Raw genomic sequence first — 16,858 nt, forward strand, 5'->3', positions numbered from 1 at the left:
TAGCTTGATCGGTTTTTAATCTGGATATGATTCACCTGATATTAAAACAGGCTGAATCAATCAGCCTGTTTTAATACAAATAGCTTCTGCTTTTAAGCTGTATATTTGGCGCCTATATTCGCAGAATCTGAATTTACTGTTTCAGCAGGCGCTTTGGTCGCCGGAAAATCTGGCAGATAAACGACTTGTGCTGTTTGCAGGGATGCCTGAACAGGAGTGGAATCTGAATTCACTGGTTCAGCAGGTGCTTTAGTCACCGGAAAATCTGGTAGATAAACCACTTGAGTCATTTGCGCTGATGCTTGAACAGAAAAAGCCATAATGATTGCTGCGAAAGCAAATTTAAGAGCATTCATAAGATGACCTCTAATATCAGGGCGTTCAATAACTTGAACATGGGAGAATATTTAAACTTACTGCGAGTAAAATAATAGCAAATCAGCCTGAATAGAAAATGATAGTTTCGGCAAATTTAAGCAGTAAATTTTAGATTAATTACTCTATAAAACAATGAATTAGTGGATTTAAATTATTCAATTTTTTACGATTTTACAGGGCATTATGCTTTGTTTTTATAGTCAGAATATGGATCTGGTTGAGTACTAAAAAAGCAGCTAGCTGTTTTTTTTAATATCACAACTTAAAGCTGATTTTCGAGATTCTACAATTTTTTAGGAATGGACTAAGCGGGACTTTTATTTATTTTCAGCCTGAGCGTTTTATGGGGTTTATAGAGCAATCCTAAAAGCTATGGCAATCAATTCATTGAGTAATCAAGACTTTTAGGCGGCAATTGAAAATATTCAGTTAACCTGAGTTGAGGTAGAGAAAATTGTGTTTAATGACAATAAAATTACGGATTACTCTGTCAATCTAAAGATGAATTCTTTGATGGAATAAATTTATAAAAAGCATAAAAAATCCCCATCTTGGATGAGGATTTCTCTAGTTGAATTGATCTTTATTCAGGCTTCACCGGAACATCACAGGTTTCTGTAGTGCATTGATTGGCAGATGATTGTTGCTGCGGCTGCTCTAATGCTTTTTCAAGAACTTGCAGGAAAACTTCCTTAGGCTGAGCACCCGCCAAAGCAATGCGCTGATCAAAAACAAAGAAAGGGACGCCTGTGACCTTAAGCTGGTCATGGGCCACTTCCTGATCAAATTTAACAAAGTCAGCAAATTCATCCGAATCAAGAAGGTCATCAACTTCGACCGGATTCAGGCCAATTCGCGCTCCAACATCTTCCAGCGTTTCACGTTCACCAATCGGCAGGCCTTGAGTCATATAACTGTAGAATAACGCTTCCTCAGCTTCATTGCCCAGACCTTTGCTTTGTGCCAGATGAATCAGGCGATGTGCATTAAAGGTATTGCCTGAGTTGGCACCTTCCCAGTTAAATTCAATGCCTTCTTCTTTGGCCATCGCAGCAATATTGCGCTGCATCTCTTCGACTTCAGCCACGGTGCGGCCATATTTTTGCGCCAGACGCTCAGAGTTGGACACTTCCTGACGAACTGGTGCTTCAGAATCGAGCTGGAAACTGTGCCAATGTACTTCCAGTTCAATACCGGCTTCTTGTGCAGCAGCTTCCAAACGTTTTTTACCAATATAGCAGAAGGGGCAAACCACGTCAGACCAAATATCTACACGCATGATAAATCTCTATTCCATATTCTTTAGGAGTTATGGGGGCAAATCCTAAATTTTAAAGCCAAGGAATGCAAACCCTTTTTGATCTTCGGCTCATCTCTAGAAAATGTAGAATTAATCCATTTTCAAGTACACAGTGATTACTATTGCACATCAATTTTGTGATGCAAAGTAAGGGTGATTAAATAAAATTAGACAGGCTTTAATCTTGAATTAGGCGCTTACCTAAACAAATGACTTCAATTTCGTTATAGCCCAATTGTTCATAAAAGCTTTGTACATCAATATTATCTTTACGTATAAGCAGTTGAAGCTTTGGACAACCTAAAGCAATCAAACGTTTTTCTAGTTGTTGCACTAATGCCGTTGCAACACCATTACGTTGAAAATTGGGATGAACAGCCAAGTAGTTGACCCATCCGCGATGACCATCGTAGCCCCCCATGACGGTTGCAATCAGTTGGTTATCTTTGACCGCCAATAAAAACAGTTGATCGCGCTGTGCCAATTTACGAAAGATATCTCTTTCAGGGTTATTCCACGGACGGGTCAATCCGCACAGTTCCCAAAGTGCAATGACATCATCTAAATCGGATTCTAAATAGGGGCGAATAATAAACATAATTATAGTTTTGCATTTATTTTGAGCAATTTAGATTAATCGATTTTTGAGCCCTTGATAAGCCATGTTGAAAAATAAAAACCATAAAAAAACGCCCCGTAGGGCGTTTTTTTGAATGCAGTTAATTATGCAGTTTTTACCGCAGCTTCAACAGCAAGCATATGACCATTTTCTTCGAAATTTGAGTGCCAAGACAGCGCTTCACGAAGAAGGTGAGGCGTATGTCCGCCTTTTGCACATGCACGGTCAAAGTAATCATTCAATGCATCACGGTACATTGGATGTGCACAGTTATCAATCACTGCACGTGCACGCTCACGTGGTGCCAGACCACGAAGATCTGCCAGACCCTGTTCAGTTACCAGGATATCTACATCGTGTTCCGCATGGTCGATATGTGAAGCGAACGGTACCACAGAAGAGATGTCGCCACCTTTCGCGATTGATTTGGTCACGAAGATCGCCAGGTGGGCATTACGTGCGAAGTCACCTGAACCACCAATACCGTTCATCATTTTGGTACCACATACGTGGGTCGAGTTCACGTTACCGTAAATATCAAACTCAAGTGCAGTGTTGATGCCGATAATGCCTAAACGGCGTACCAGCTCAGGATGGTTTGAAATTTCCTGTGGACGTAATACCAGTTTGTCTTTGTATTGCTCAAGGTTGTTAAATACTTTCTCGCCGTATTTTGCAGAAAGCGTAATAGAAGAACCTGAAGCAAACTTCATTTTACCTGCATCGATCAATTCAAACGTACAGTCTTGCAGAACTTCTGAGTACATGATCAGGTCTTCGAAGTTTGAATCTTTCAGACCGGTCAATACCGCATTTGCGATTGAACCAATCCCTGCCTGAAGAGGCCCGAGGTTTTTCGGTAAACGCTCTTCAGCCACTTCTTTTTCAAAGAAAGCGATCAAATGGTTGGCAATGCTTTGTGTCTCATCATCTGGCGCAGTTACAGTAGATGGAGAGTCATGTAATTCGCTGTTAAATACGATACCCACAATTTTAGATGGATCGATATTGATCGCATGCGTACCGATACGCTCATCAACTTGAGTCAATGGAATCGCTTGACGCGTTGGACGATACGTCGGGATGTAGATATCGTGCAAGCCTTCAAATGCCGGGCTTAGGTTGGTATTGATTTCTACAATCACTTTTTCAGCAAAAATGGCAAAGCTTGCAGAGTTGCCAACAGATGTTGTTGGAATGATGCCGCCATCTTCAGTAATCGCTACAGCTTCAATGATCGCAACGTCTGGTTTTTTCAACTGCAGGTTACGCATTTGCTCAACGGTTTCAGACAAATGCTGGTCAATGAACATCACTTCGCCATTGTTGATGGCTTTACGTAAAGTGTTGTCCACTTGGAAAGGTAAGCGACGTGCCAATACGCCGGCTTCAGTCAATTGTTTGTCTAGATCGTTTCCTAGTGATGCACCAGTAATCAACGTGATCTTTAATGGATTTGCTTTTGCCTGTTGAACTAAAGCTAGAGGAACCGCCTTCGCTTCACCAGCGCGAGTAAAGCCACTCATACCCACAGTCATGCCATCTTTGATGAATTCAGCCGCCTGTTCTGGGCTGATGACTTTGTTGTGTAGGGAGGCTAAACGGATACGATCTAAAGACATTTTAACTCTCATTAATTCTTAAACTATGATACGGATTGTACCGCTCAAAAAAAGTATTGTGCATAGGTGTTAGGCTAAGGTCTAATTTTTTAGCTAAATGTAGGTATAATAAAAAATGATGATTTTTAAATTATTGATTTAATGAAATATAAAATGAATTGTATAGAAAAACTAAAAAGTTGTTTGTTGGATTATTGATCACTTCTTAAAAGTGATCAGTCAAGGTTTGTCGGATTTTATCGAGTGTGGTGGCAGGGGGAGGCGTCTCTGTACCAGCCTGATTTAAGGGCAATGAAATGATGGCTTCGAGTCCGCCTTCAGGACGATTATGAATACGCAACTGACCATGGTGAATATCGACAATCCGTTTAGCAATCGCCAGGCCCAAGCCGCTGCCTTGTACAGTCCGTGCAGAATTACCCCGTACAAAGGGCTGCATCAGGGCTTCAATCTGATCTTCCGGGATACCTTCTCCATGGTCTGCAACACAAATCAACAGGTGCCCGTCTTCTACATGAGCAGACAGTTCAATCGGTTCTGAACCATAACGTTTCGAATTATTGATCAGATTACCAATCAGTCTTTTTAGCGACATGCTGCGCGCCTGAATGGTCGGGATGTCTTGTGGCGTAAAGCGGATATCCAGCGGTTTAAACTGCTTGACCAGTTCCTGGAGCAGCACATTGACATTGGTATCCTGCGGCTCTTCATCAGAACCATCACGCATATAGGAGATGAACTGATTCAGGATGGCATCCATATCTTCGACATCATAAATCAGGCCTTCTTTGAGAAAGTCTTCATCCGGCATCATTTCGGCACTCAGGCGAATCCGTGTTAGCGGCGTGCGCAAGTCATGTGAAATACCGGCCAGCATGATGCGGCGTTCGCGTTCAGTCTGGTCCAGCGTGTAAATCATCTGGTTAAAAGCATGATTGACCTGACGGATTTCCAGTGGACCATGATTGGTATCCAGATAGGGCGCCGAACCGATACGACTATAACTGTTGGCAGCATCCTGCAAACGGCGTAAAGGCCGGTTCAGCTGACGTACCAAAGTCAAAATAATGATGCCGACAATAATCGGTGTACCGAGCAGCCAGCCCAAAATCAGTTCATTGCTATAATTGGCATAGGTCTTTAAAGGTTCCTGTACCCAGTGACCATTCATTTCAGGAGTCTGGATCCAGATACGAGGACTTGGCTTGAACTGGAAATAGACCGTAGCTTCCTTAATGCGTAACTCTTTGGCCAGTTTGGTTTCGATCTGGCGGGTAAAAAATTCTGCGATCAGTTTTTCACGGACTGTAGGATATTCTGCCGGATTGGTGACATATTCAATGCCGACCCGATTTTTTAACCAGTCATCGATATCGACTTCCTGCTGTTTGTGATACAGGCGTAGATCCGGATTATTGAGAATTTCCAGTTCCATGGCCAGATAACGCGCATGTTGCTGAATTTCAGGTAGAAACAAGGTACGCCAAAAGAACCACAAAGACATAAACAGGCTGAAACAGACCACAAAAACCACCAGTACTGTGGTGCGCATGGCCGCAGAACGCGGTTTGATCTTGTCCATAAAGCGTTCCCAGCGGGTACGTTTTGTTTCCGAGTAGCTGACAAAATCGGTAAATTTTTGCGGGTCGATAGGATCGAGTTTCACGCCAGCTTCCTATGGGCAATTTTGTTCTGAAAATCAGCAGTGATGTTCTGGGTGGAGTATTACTGCATTGACATTTAATTGAAGGATTTTCTCATGTTACTTTCTTAAAAAAGTAACCAAAAAATCTTGCCATTCGCTAAACTCACATATTTCCATGCGAGCCTGTGAAGTAGTCGATGCTCAAACAGCGGCGAATGGCTTGATGGACAATAAATCGAAGTGATCTTTATCCTATAATTTTTCCTTTATTCCGCACCATCTGGAACAAAGACATAACCCACTCCCCATACGGTCTGGATATAACGTGCACGCGCCGGGTTTTCTTCAACCAGACGACGTAAACGTGACACTTGCACATCAATCGAGCGTTCCATTGCACCCCATTCACGGCCACGGGCCAGATTCATCAACTTGTCGCGGGTCAGGGGTTCACGTGGATGCTGAACCAGGGCTTTTAGTACCGCAAATTCACCGGTAGTCAAAGTCACCACTTGACCTTCACGGGTCAGGGTGCGGGTAGACAAGTCGAGCGACCAGGGACCAAAGGTGACCACTTCCATTTGCTGGCTTGGTGCACCGGGTACTTCGCGCACCTGGCGGCGCAATACTGCACGAATACGTGCCAGTAATTCATTCGGGTTAAATGGTTTAGGCAGGTAATCGTCGGCACCCGCTTCCAGACCAGCAATACGGTCAGAATCGCTACCACGAGCAGTCAGCATGATAATCGGGGTATCGATGTTGGATTGGCGTAGGCGACGGCAGATACTCAAGCCATCTTCGACAGGCAGCATAAAATCGAGTACGATCAGAGAAAACAGTTCCCGCTGTAAAAGTCGATCCATCTGTGTGGCATCATGTGCGGTTTTAACCACAAAACCTTTGTCTTCGAGGAAGCGCTGCAATAGAGTACGCAGACGAACATCATCATCAACTACTAATATCCGTTCGACTCGGTCCGTTTCGGTATGTACGGCATCGGATTTTTCAGCAGGCACAACTAAACTCATGAGATGCTCCTTTATTCTTTATTGTCGTCATAAACAAAAATCAGATAGGCTTTGAGTATACGATTCATAGATATTAATTGACTATGCTCTAAAGCACCAAATATTGCAGTTAAAATCAAGACATAGATACCAAATATATACATCTATATGCGAAAAAAACCGTCTTGGGAAAAGAATAAAATGCAAAGTTCATGCAAATTTTAGCCAAAAAACTGAAAATCGATCGTATGCCTTTATCTGAAGCTTATATAAATTAATAAAAACAATGGTGGATTTTATAGACCCGGTCTTTATAATCATGCCATTTAGTACTTATCCTTGTGGGATCAAACACGATGACTGACTTAGTTCAGCAGTTGGCAAAAGAACTTGCCGTACGTCCAAATCAAGTTGAGGCTGCCATCAAGCTTATTGATGAAGGTGCCAGTGTTCCTTTTATTGCACGTTACCGTAAAGAAGTAACGCAAGGCTTAGACGATACGCAACTACGTCAACTCGATACGCGTTTATCATACTTGCGTGATTTGTATGAGCGCCGTGAAAAGGTGATTGAATCACTCAAAGAACAAGATAAATTGTCTGATGATTTATTGGCGCGTGTGAATGCCGCTGAAACCAAAAATGCATTAGAAGAAATTTACGCGCCGTACCGTCCAAAACGGACCAGTAAATCATTCAAGGCCAAAGAAGCTGGTTTAGGGCCAATTGCCGAAAAAATCTTTAACGAAGCCGTTGATCCAGCTGAAGCTTTGGCGGGCTTTAGCCATGAAGATTATCCAGATCAAGAAAGTCAGCTTGATGCGATCCAGCACATTCTGATTGATGACTGGGCACAAAATATTGCTTTAACTACCGAGCTCAAAGCAATGTTTGCCAAAACTGCCGTGCTGAAAAGTCTGGTGGCGAGTGAAGAGAAAAAAGAAGTTGGCAAGAAATTCCGTGATTATTTCGATTTCTCTGAAAACCTGAACAAAGTTCCTTCACATCGTTTACTGGCAATGCTGCGTGGCCGTCAGGAAAATGTCCTGGGCTTGAAAGTGGATGGCGAAGATGACGCACCATTGGCGCGTATTGAAACCGAATATAACCTGGATGCCATTCAGCCACAGTCTCGTCAGGATTTCCTGAAACAGACTGCAAAGCTGTTCTGGCTGGGTAAAGTCCGTCCAAGCATCGAACATTCTTTATTGACTGAAAAACGTCTGGCTGCTGAAGCAGAAGCGATGCAGGTCTTTGCTGAAAACCTGCGTCATTTGCTGCTTTCTGCACCCGCTGGTGCTCGTACGACATTAGGTGTAGACCCTGGCATCCGTACTGGTGTGAAACTGGCAGTCGTAAATGAGTCAGGCGATGTTCTTGCATACAGCACCATTTATCCGTTTGCACCAAAAGATGATAAAGAAGGTTCACTGGCCGAGCTGGCACGTTTATGCCGCGAGTTCAATGTCGACCTGATTGCGATCGGTAATGGTACAGCAAGCCGTGAAACTGAAGCGCTTGTGGCTGAAATGATGGCTGCCAATAGCGACCTGAAACTGACCCGTGTGTCTGTATCGGAAGCTGGTGCATCAGTATATTCAGCATCTGAACTCGCATCACAAGAATTGCCAGATTTAGACGTCTCAATTCGTGGTGCAGTTTCAATTGCACGCCGTTTACAAGACCCTCTTGCTGAGCTGGTCAAAATCGATCCTAAATCAATCGGTGTAGGTCAGTATCAGCATGACGTGAACCAGACTGGTCTGGCGAAAACGCTGGAAGCAGTGGTTGAAGACTGTGTGAACTCGGTCGGTGTCGATGTCAATACTGCCTCTTCTGCAATTCTGGGTTATATCGCCGGTCTGAATAAATCGATTGCACAGCAGATTGTAGAATTCCGTAAGGAAAATGGCCGCTTTGATAACCGTCAGTCCTTGAAAAAAGTGCCACGTTTAGGTGAGCGTACTTTCGAGCAGGCTGCAGGTTTCTTACGTATTCAAAATGGTTCTGAGCCACTGGATGCTTCTGCAGTTCACCCAGAGTCTTATCCACTGGTATCTAAAATTGTTGAAGCGAAAGCAACAACTGTGAAAGACATCATTGGCAATACTGAAATCATTCGCCAGGTAAATCCTGAAGAATTTGTGGATGATAAATTTGGTCTACCAACGATTCAAGACGTATTGAGCGAACTTGAAAAACCGGGTCGTGATCCGCGTCCAGAATTCCGTACCGCCAAGTTCCGTGATGATATTACTGAAGTTGCACAATTGACTGAAGGCATGCAACTGGAAGGTGTAGTGACCAATGTGACTAACTTTGGTGCTTTTGTCGATGTCGGTGTACATCAAGATGGTTTGGTGCATATTTCTGAACTGGCCAATGAATTTGTCGCTGATCCGCATAAAGTAGTGAAACCGGGTCAAATCGTGCAAGTACGTGTTTTGAATGTGGATGCTGAACGTAATCGCGTGAATTTGTCGATGCGTCCTGAAGGTTCGGCAGCCCCAGCGAAAGCACCACGTCAGCCACGCCGTGAAAACAATGAAGCACGTGGTGAACGTAAGCCTCAAGGCAAACGTCCACAGCAAGCACGTCCGCAAGGTGATCGCCCGCATGGCAAGAAACCGCAGGCGGCTAAACCACAAGAACAAAAAATTGGTGGTTTGGGTGCATTGTTATTGCAAGCCGGGATTAAAGGTTCGAAATAATCTTTAATTAACCAATAAAAAAACCTCCCAATAGGAGGTTTTTTTATGTCTGATTTTATGAATTGATCATCGGCACAATCCAGCTGGTAATAATCAGTAAAATACCAAGATGCCCCAGTTTTCGTGTCACATAGACCAGCTTAGACGGTGGCTGTTCCAGTCTTTTTGCATATTCTTCCATGCTAATGCCAGACTTACCTTTACTGGTATATAAAAACACCCCCAAATCCAGACAGATCAGGATGGTACCAATATCGGCCACCAGTTCCATCAGCTCAAATTGCTGGGTATACAGCGACATGCCGACGCTATACATCAGATAAAGACCAAAGGCGATACAGGCATATTGCAGGACAACTAAAAACTTCTGCATAAATCTCAACAGCTCAAAAAATTAAGGCAATTATACAAATAATCGGGCAGCTGCGGCCAATTACAAGGTCTGTATCACTTCAGCAAAATTCTGCTTTTCGACCAGTTCCAGAAACTCATCTCCCAGGCGCTGGCTTTCAGCAATACATTGTTTCCAGAGCTGAATCCGCTGGGTTTGATCTAAACCTTTTAAAGTGAAGTCTTTACGGTCCGGTAAGCGACCCAAAGGCAAACTTTGCAGATATTCCTGAGAAGGAGAGATGAGCAAAGTTCGTGCCTGATTCTCCGGATTTGAGGTACGTTTAAATAATTTGTCAAACCAGCCGGGCGTGATACTGTCGGTAAAATGCGGATACAGCACAATGCCTTTGCTCTGGAAGGGCAGGTCTATGTGATAGTCGATCAGGCCACCATCACGGTAATAGCCCTGCGGTGCATCCGGGATATTATTCACCGCTGCCATCACACCCGGAATGGAGGCAGAAGCCATCAGCCAGGACAACACACTTTGCTCGGTCAGGGGATGGTAATGCGTAGTGAAGCCATCATCGGTAATTTTAAACTGTTCACCGATATTCGGCTGGCTGATGACCCGCTGCATGAAATGCCGGCTATGTTTGCGCGCCACTGCTGTGGTTCCGACAATTCCCGCTACAGAAGCCAGTAATGGTAAAGCTTTATCACTCTGGAAAATATGCTGGGCCTTGATCGACAAAACTGTCAGATGGTAATCAGGATGATTAACCAGATCAGTTTCCTTACCCTGGACCAGATCCAGCAGCATGCCACGGCAAACTTCGCTGACCTCTTGGCGGGTCATTTTTTTATGAAAATAAAGGTTTGTATACAGCTCACCCAAGCGTTCGGTTCCCTGTTGAGCTCCATGTGCGGCAATACTGGCAAAACGCCAGCTACCAATGGATGAGCCCACCAAAGTTCTACGCTGAGGAGCACGTGAAAAAAACTCGCCAAAAATGGCCTGATCCAGTCCTTGAATACCGATGCCTTTGGGGCCGCCTGCCGCACCTGGCACAATATCGACCTGTTCGGGTTGCAAACCTTGTTCCAGAATCAGCTCACGTGCCAGATGTCCGGCCCGGATTCTCAGGGCAGGCGCATGTTTTTGTAAAATCTGCATAGAGGTTCAACCCATATTCGATCAGTGAGGCTTATTTTAAGCCTCTGCTTACCAGACCCAATGGCAAGATGTGCCCGAAGGTGACTTTGCAGTCATGCTATGTCCAGAAAACAAAAAACCTGAACAGTGTCAGGTTTTTTTAAAGCTCATTTAGTTATTTCGCAATCCGCCAGACTGCCAGAACGCTTGCCAGCGCAATCAGAATGACTGAGACAAACCAGGGTGAAATAATTGCAATTGAAAGCAGAATCGCCATGATACTGCCAAACATCCAGCTGCGTTTCTGCTGATGTTCCATTTGCAGACGCATGCTTTGCAGTTCATTGAGCTGTTTGGCATGCCAGGCCGACTGGTTTTTCAGACCATTCAGGCTGTCGATCATCAGGGTGGGTAAATCCTGCGCCCCTAACAGTAGATCCGGGATTTTCTGTCCCAGTTCTTTCAGGTTCTTTTGTGGATTTACCTGAGCCTTGATCCAGTCCGTCAGAATCGGTTTGGCCAGACTCCAGATATCCAGTTCTGGATAAAGATCCGTACCCAAACCTTCCACATGAACCAGCGTTTTCAGTAACAGCATCAGTTGTGGAGGAATTTCCAGGTGGAAACGACGGGCAATATCCATGACCTGAATCAGAATACCGGCAAAGTCCAGCTCATGCATCGGTTTGGAGACCATTGGGCCAACAGTACGACGCATTTCGCGGGCCAAGGCATCCTGATCGGTACCTGGTGGAATCCAGCCTGCCTGATGCACAATCTGGATCAGCTGCATAAAGTCACTGTTCATGACCGCCAGCAGCATACGCGCCACAGTCATCTGGTCATGCTTGGACAGTTCACCCATAATCGCGCAGTCCAGCGCAATAAAGCGCGGATTGGCCGGATTGATGGTTTCCACAAAGACATTGCCTGGATGCATGTCGGCATGGAAGAAGTTGTCACGGAACACTTGGGTAAAGAAAATGGTCAGACCTTTACGCGCCAGATCAGCACGGTCCATGCCCAGTTCATCAAAGGTGGCAATATCTGAAATCGGCACACCGGTAATCCGTTCTGCGACCAGTACATCCTTGCTGTCCATATAGACTTCAGGCACATACATCATGCTGGAGCCGGTGAAGTAATGACGCATCCGGCGGGTATTATCGGCTTCCAGCGTCAGGTCCAGCTCGTTCAGAATAATCTGTCGATAGTCCTGAATGATCTCCGACAAATGTAGGGCACGTGCTGCTTCCAGACGCTTTTCCAGAAAATCACCCAGCCAGTTCAAAATCTCAAAATCCTGCAAGATCTGCTGGCGAATATTCGGGCGGGTGACTTTGACCACGACTTCCCGGCCATCATGCAGTGCTGCGGTATGTACCTGCGCAATTGAAGCAGCTGCCAGAGGCTGGGCATCAAAACGGGCAAACAGGGTATTTACATCGGCCTTTAACGATTCCTGAATACGCATTTTGGCGACGTCGTTGTCAAAGGGCTTGACCTGGTCTTGCAATAACACCAGCTGCTGTAAAACTTCAGGTGGAATCAGGTCACGACGGGTCGAAAGCAATTGCCCCAGCTTGATCGCCAGTGGCCCCATTTCCTCTAAAGCTTCTTTAAGCTTGAGTGGATTTTTACGCTCACGGCTAGACCAGGCTGCCGGGTGCATACGAATCAGGGACAGGACATGACGGCTTTTTTCAGGGAGTTCTTCCGCAGGAAACAACGTGTCGAGTCGATAATGCGCGGCAATGCGCCAGAGTTCGAGTAAACGTGAAACATGCGGAATCATAAAGTGGTGTACCTAGTTCTGAGTTGAATCTTGCTGATTTTCAATCTGGGCCTGAAGCTGATGGATTTTGGCTTCGACACGGTCTAAATTCTGGTTCAGGATACGGGTATCCTGATTCAGGTCATCCATTTGCCAGCGTGGAGCAAACAGGCCACTGTCTTCTTTCAGGGCATCTTCGACAAAAAATAACTGGCTTTGCAACGTACGCTTCAAATATTTTGGCGCAAGTTGCAATTTGCCGATTTCATGTGCCAGCGCAGGGCCAATCCAGGGGCTTAAATGCGTTGCCAGATCAGGTTCAGCCTGCTGCATGATGCGCTGGATCTCTTGCAAGAGCTTATAGTCGCCTTGCAGTGGAATATTACCGACTTCGTCAGCAAGCAGCAGCTTGAGCAGTTCTACGACATTGCTGACCTGTAAAGTCGCTGTTGCTTCAGAAATCTGCGCACTGTTCGCTTCATAAGGCCGCTGTTCGAAGATGGAAGATACTTCAGAATGACCGGTTGCGGTCGGTTCCAGACGAACCTTGCCGTCATCGAAAAAGACATCGACTGACAGTTGCGGTGAGGCGATCACCACCCGCAACATTTTACCGGCCAAGGCATTGAGCTGAATACGGGTAATTGCATCCAGATCAATCACATGATGAATCACGCGTTCAATAGTACCTAGGGCGAGAATTGACCACATTGGCTAAGGCCCTTAAAGCTTGAAGCCACGGTGAACGGCAACAATACCACCAGTCAGGTTGTGGTAGTCACAGTTCTGGAAGCCGGCATTTTCCATCATGCCTTTCAGGGTGCGCTGATCTGGATGCATACGGATCGATTCAGCCAGATATTTATAGCTTTCTGAATCATTGGCAATGATTTTACCCATGATTGGTAGCGCGGTGAACGAATACAGGTCATACAGTTTCGAAAATGGTTCAAACACCGGTTTAGAAAATTCCAGAATTAGCAAACGGCCGCCTGGCTTAAGCACACGGTACATTGCAGCCAGTGCCGCATCTTTATCTGTTACGTTACGCAGGCCAAAAGAAATCGTCACCAGGTCAAAGCTGTTGTCGGCGAACGGTTCTAAAGTTTCAGCATTGGCCAGGACGAAGTCGACATTGGTGCAACCTGCATCGATCAGACGGTCACGACCAACATTGAGCATTGATTCGTTGATGTCAGATAACACCACATGACCGGTTGGGCCGACTTCACGGCTAAATACTTTTGCCAGGTCACCCGTACCCCCTGCGATATCCAGCACATGCTGGCCACGGCGCACACCTGACATATTAATCGCAAAACGTTTCCATAGGCGGTGAATACCAAAAGACATCAGGTCATTCATGATGTCATATTTGCTGGCGACCGAATGGAACACTTCAGCCACTTTCTGGGCTTTTTCATCGCTGTTTACGGTCTGGTAGCCAAAATGCGTGGTAGTTCCGACATTGCCGGTATTGGCACCGCGTGGCAGGTTATATTTAGGGATAGTGCCCGTCACAGGCGTATCGGTCAGGCGTTGTTCTAGAGATTGTTGCTGACCTTGTGGAGCACCTTGTGGAAGCGGAGTGGTTAAGAATGGGCTCACTTTGTCTGTCTGTTGTGCCGACTCGGGTGTAGGGGTAGGCGTTGTATTTTCATTTGACATTGGAGTCACTCCTAACATATCAATCGGGTTAATCTTGCATTGTCTGCATAATGACAGATTCTTGGATGTTATTCAGCAGTCATGATGCAATTGTTATGAATAATATACAGAAAAATAGGAATGTGGGCGGAAATCTTCATGGCCAGTGATCGAATAATTCATATGATTTGTCACTTGCGCTGTCCTGCCACAAAAACCTGAAAATATCAGGATCAGACAGGACGGTGAATAGCATCCATTGTAGATCAGCAAAGAAGCTATTATTGGAAGGGTAATGGATCGCCTGAATGTACCTTGTCAATGATACCGCGTTCGATTGCAGTAAAATCGGTTACAAATTTTTCTGCCGACTTTAACGGTTTCATAGCCTGAAATCCGTCCTGCATAAACTCATACATCACCTGAAAATGATACTTGTTGGCCGCGCTTTTACACATTTTAAAGGCAGTATAGACCACAAAAGAACGCATATATTTATCCAGGCTGACCCCTAGCTGGTCCAGTAGAGCCAGCTGTTTTAAGCGTGCTTCACCCTGATCCAGTTTCAGGTAGGTCAGGCGCATCATTTCATCAGTTAATGCTGTGTGGGCTGGGTAATCCTTTAGCAGCTGAATCGCGACCTGTTCGTCCAGCTGCACCGCCAGGATCGCCAGTTCTACGCCTGAAGTTCCAGTTTTAATTGCATTTTCTGGAATAATTTTTTCTGCCTTGTGTGCATATTTCATCAGCCGTGCAATCTGTTCAGCCAGTGCATCAAAGTCTGAGCCACCATAAAGCCGGTTCAGGAAATATTCTGCCATCAGCTGATTGTTTTTTTCAGAAAAATGCTGCTGATGGGTACGCTGCATTCGTGCTTTCTGCCATGCCTGTACATCCTGTAAACGGCTTAAAATTTCAGGCTGAGTGTGATACTTGAGCTGATAATATTGTTCTAAAAGTTCATCTAATCGGGCAAGTTTGGACATGAATTTTTCAAATATGATTTTTGCGATGTCAGAATCTTAGAGGGTGTGGCTCAATCTCGCTATGACAAATTGGTCAATGATTACTTATTTGAATGTCAATTTGTTGTTTAAACAGGCAATCTAATCGTGTGAAAAACGTTGCCAACGCTATTTTTGGCCCAAAGCTCCTCGCTATACTGCAACAAGAATAAAAGATAAAGGTTGAAGATACAGATGGAACAACCACAATTCCAGTTAATGGATGAAGATCAGTTATCGGCCGAGCTAATTGATGCCCAATACGATTTAAGAAAAACGCGCGGCCAGAAAAATGCTAAAAGTCTGCTTATTCTGGTCAATGGTATCGAGTTGGCTGGCAAGGGCGAAGCGGTCAAACAGTTGCGTGAATGGGTCGATCCACGTTATCTGAGGGTGAAGGCCGATGAACCACAAGCGGTCAGTCCCAAACAGGTGTTCTGGCAGCCTTATGCGCAATTTATTCCAGCCGAAGGGCAGATCGTCGTGCTGTTTGGCAACTGGTATACCGATTTACTTAACAGTGCAATGCGGGTATCTGACCCAATTAATGAAGCACAGTTTAATGAATACCTGAAAGAAATGCAGGACTTTGAGCAGGATCTGAAAAATAACCATGTGGATGTAGTCAAGGTCTGGTTCAATCTGTCATGGAAGGACCTGCAAAAACGTTTGAAGGCCATGGACCCAAGTGAAACCCACTGGCATCAAATGCAGGGGGTAGACTGGCGGAACAGAAAACAGTACGAGAACTTGCAGCGTTTGCGGCAGCGCTTTACTGAGGACTGGTTTGTTATTGACAGCAAAAATGAAAAATGGCGCGACCAGCAATTTGCCCAGTACGTTCTGAATGCGATGGAAAACTGTCCCGAACATCGAGTCAGAGCCAGCGGGAAATGGAAACAGGCCAAGATTCCCGAGCAGTTGAAACATCCTGCCAATACGCGGGCTGCACCAGAAGAATATAAACCGGAACTGAAAAAGTTAAGCGCTAAGGTTGCCCAAGCCATGCGTTCCGATCCGCGTAATGTGGTAATTCTGTTTGAAGGCATGGATGCTGCGGGGAAGGGGGGAGCCATCAAGCGCATTGTAAAAAAACTTGATCCGCGTGAATATGAAATTTACAGTATTTCGGCACCAGAAACATATGAACATAGCCATCCCTATTTATGGCGCTTCTGGACCAAACTGCAAACCGATGATGACATCTGTATTTTTGACCGTTCCTGGTACGGGCGGGTCCTGGTCGAGCGGGTCGAGAGGCTGATCAGTGCGGCAGAATGGCAGCGTGCCTATGGAGAAATTAACCGTTTTGAGCAGAGCCTGGTCAAGCATCAAACCGTTATCGTAAAAATCTGGTTGGCGATCTCCAAAGATGAACAGGCAGTACGTTTCAAGGCACGTGAAGAAACACCGCATAAACGTTTTAAAATTACCGACGAAGACTGGCGAAACCGGGCACGTTGGGATGATTATCTAAAAGCAGCAGCGGACGTGTTTGAACGTACCTCAACCGATTATGCGCCTTGGCATATTATTGCCACCGATGATAAAAATACCGCACGGGTCGAAGTGTTAAAGGTCATTTTAAAACAGCTTCAGGCAGAATAAATCTGCCTGAAGTAAAGGAAAGCAATTGTCTAAAATATTCAGCTTGCGCAG

General features: G+C 45.2%; 14 protein-coding genes. 2 read left to right on the forward strand and 12 right to left on the reverse strand.

All coding sequences use genetic code 11. The features are described from left to right. Positions 1 to 92: 92 nt before the first annotated feature. From AY607_RS06945 to ompR, 6 genes are all read right to left on the reverse strand, one after another. Positions 93 to 356: a hypothetical protein gene (locus tag AY607_RS06945; protein WP_064094959.1), complete on the reverse strand. Its 264-nt coding sequence runs from the start codon at positions 354 to 356 to the stop codon at positions 93 to 95. A 605-nt stretch (positions 357 to 961) separates the two neighbouring features. Further along, entirely contained in the window at positions 962 to 1,657 is a 696-nt protein-coding gene (locus AY607_RS06950; RefSeq protein ID WP_064102183.1) for a DsbA family oxidoreductase, read from the reverse strand. 199 nt (positions 1,658 to 1,856) lie between these two features. After that, positions 1,857 to 2,276, reverse strand: a complete 420-nt coding sequence (locus AY607_RS06955) for a GNAT family acetyltransferase (protein WP_064102184.1) — start codon at positions 2,274 to 2,276, stop codon at positions 1,857 to 1,859. Between the two features lie 125 nt (positions 2,277 to 2,401). After that, on the reverse strand, positions 2,402 to 3,919 hold the full coding sequence (locus AY607_RS06960; RefSeq protein WP_064094957.1) for an acetyl-CoA hydrolase/transferase family protein: 1,518 nt from the start codon (positions 3,917 to 3,919) through the stop codon (positions 2,402 to 2,404). A 205-nt stretch (positions 3,920 to 4,124) separates the two neighbouring features. After that, positions 4,125 to 5,585, reverse strand: a complete 1,461-nt coding sequence (locus AY607_RS06965) for an ATP-binding protein (RefSeq protein ID WP_064094956.1) — start codon at positions 5,583 to 5,585, stop codon at positions 4,125 to 4,127. A gap of 245 nt (positions 5,586 to 5,830) precedes the next feature. Next, on the reverse strand, positions 5,831 to 6,595 hold the full coding sequence (gene ompR, locus AY607_RS06970; protein WP_064094955.1) for a two-component system response regulator OmpR: 765 nt from the start codon (positions 6,593 to 6,595) through the stop codon (positions 5,831 to 5,833). A gap of 335 nt (positions 6,596 to 6,930) precedes the next feature. Here ompR and AY607_RS06975 point away from each other — a divergent pair, with 335 nt between their 5' ends. Beyond that, positions 6,931 to 9,285: a Tex family protein gene (locus AY607_RS06975; protein ID WP_064102185.1), complete on the forward strand. Its 2,355-nt coding sequence runs from the start codon at positions 6,931 to 6,933 to the stop codon at positions 9,283 to 9,285. Between the two features lie 55 nt (positions 9,286 to 9,340). On the opposite strand, the gene AY607_RS06980 is transcribed toward AY607_RS06975, so the two are convergent. The 6 genes from AY607_RS06980 to AY607_RS07005 all read right to left on the reverse strand — a co-directional run bounded on the left by AY607_RS06980 (position 9,341) and on the right by AY607_RS07005 (position 15,181). Further along, on the reverse strand, positions 9,341 to 9,658 hold the full coding sequence (locus tag AY607_RS06980; protein WP_064094953.1) for a hypothetical protein: 318 nt from the start codon (positions 9,656 to 9,658) through the stop codon (positions 9,341 to 9,343). A gap of 60 nt (positions 9,659 to 9,718) precedes the next feature. Next, entirely contained in the window at positions 9,719 to 10,795 is a 1,077-nt protein-coding gene (locus AY607_RS06985) for a patatin-like phospholipase family protein (protein ID WP_064094952.1), read from the reverse strand. 154 nt (positions 10,796 to 10,949) lie between these two features. Then, a complete protein-coding gene (locus AY607_RS06990; protein WP_064094951.1) occupies positions 10,950 to 12,569 on the reverse strand; it encodes an ABC1 kinase family protein in 1,620 nt (539 codons plus the stop codon). 12 nt (positions 12,570 to 12,581) lie between these two features. Beyond that, on the reverse strand, positions 12,582 to 13,259 hold the full coding sequence (locus AY607_RS06995; protein ID WP_064094950.1) for an SCP2 domain-containing protein: 678 nt from the start codon (positions 13,257 to 13,259) through the stop codon (positions 12,582 to 12,584). 12 nt (positions 13,260 to 13,271) lie between these two features. Further along, positions 13,272 to 14,216, reverse strand: a complete 945-nt coding sequence (gene ubiE, locus AY607_RS07000) for a bifunctional demethylmenaquinone methyltransferase/2-methoxy-6-polyprenyl-1,4-benzoquinol methylase UbiE (protein ID WP_064094949.1) — start codon at positions 14,214 to 14,216, stop codon at positions 13,272 to 13,274. Positions 14,217 to 14,476: 260 nt separating this feature from the next. Continuing rightward, the gene (locus AY607_RS07005; RefSeq protein ID WP_064094948.1) at positions 14,477 to 15,181 is read right to left on the reverse strand and encodes an FFLEELY motif protein; all 705 of its coding nucleotides are present in this window, start codon (positions 15,179 to 15,181) and stop codon (positions 14,477 to 14,479) included. Between the two features lie 207 nt (positions 15,182 to 15,388). Between AY607_RS07005 and AY607_RS07010 the strand changes: the two genes are divergently transcribed. Then, positions 15,389 to 16,807 carry a phosphate--AMP phosphotransferase gene (locus tag AY607_RS07010; protein WP_081406322.1) on the forward strand — a complete coding sequence of 473 codons (1,419 nt, stop codon included), beginning with the start codon at positions 15,389 to 15,391 and terminating at the stop codon, positions 16,805 to 16,807. The last annotated feature ends 51 nt before the right edge of the window (positions 16,808 to 16,858 follow it).

Origin of the sequence: Acinetobacter sp. SFA, from assembly GCF_001647535.1 — a bacterium.
GTDB lineage: Bacteria > Pseudomonadota > Gammaproteobacteria > Pseudomonadales > Moraxellaceae > Acinetobacter > Acinetobacter pecorum.

Excerpts from the sequence above, each read along its gene's own strand:
- AY607_RS06945 (WP_064094959.1), bottom strand. The coding sequence starts at position 356 with ATGAATGCTCTTAAATTTGCTTTCGCAGCAATCATTATGGCTTTTTCT.
- AY607_RS06950 (WP_064102183.1), bottom strand. The coding sequence starts at position 1,657 with ATGCGTGTAGATATTTGGTCTGACGTGGTTTGCCCCTTCTGCTATATT.
- AY607_RS06955 (WP_064102184.1), bottom strand. The coding sequence starts at position 2,276 with ATGTTTATTATTCGCCCCTATTTAGAATCCGATTTAGATGATGTCATT.
- AY607_RS06960 (WP_064094957.1), bottom strand. The coding sequence starts at position 3,919 with ATGTCTTTAGATCGTATCCGTTTAGCCTCCCTACACAACAAAGTCATC.
- ompR (WP_064094955.1), bottom strand. The coding sequence starts at position 6,595 with ATGAGTTTAGTTGTGCCTGCTGAAAAATCCGATGCCGTACATACCGAA.
- AY607_RS06975 (WP_064102185.1), top strand. The coding sequence starts at position 6,931 with ATGACTGACTTAGTTCAGCAGTTGGCAAAAGAACTTGCCGTACGTCCA.
- AY607_RS06980 (WP_064094953.1), bottom strand. The coding sequence starts at position 9,658 with ATGCAGAAGTTTTTAGTTGTCCTGCAATATGCCTGTATCGCCTTTGGT.
- AY607_RS06985 (WP_064094952.1), bottom strand. The coding sequence starts at position 10,795 with ATGCAGATTTTACAAAAACATGCGCCTGCCCTGAGAATCCGGGCCGGA.
- AY607_RS06990 (WP_064094951.1), bottom strand. The coding sequence starts at position 12,569 with ATGATTCCGCATGTTTCACGTTTACTCGAACTCTGGCGCATTGCCGCG.
- AY607_RS06995 (WP_064094950.1), bottom strand. The coding sequence starts at position 13,259 with ATGTGGTCAATTCTCGCCCTAGGTACTATTGAACGCGTGATTCATCAT.
- ubiE (WP_064094949.1), bottom strand. The coding sequence starts at position 14,216 with ATGTCAAATGAAAATACAACGCCTACCCCTACACCCGAGTCGGCACAA.
- AY607_RS07005 (WP_064094948.1), bottom strand. The coding sequence starts at position 15,181 with ATGTCCAAACTTGCCCGATTAGATGAACTTTTAGAACAATATTATCAG.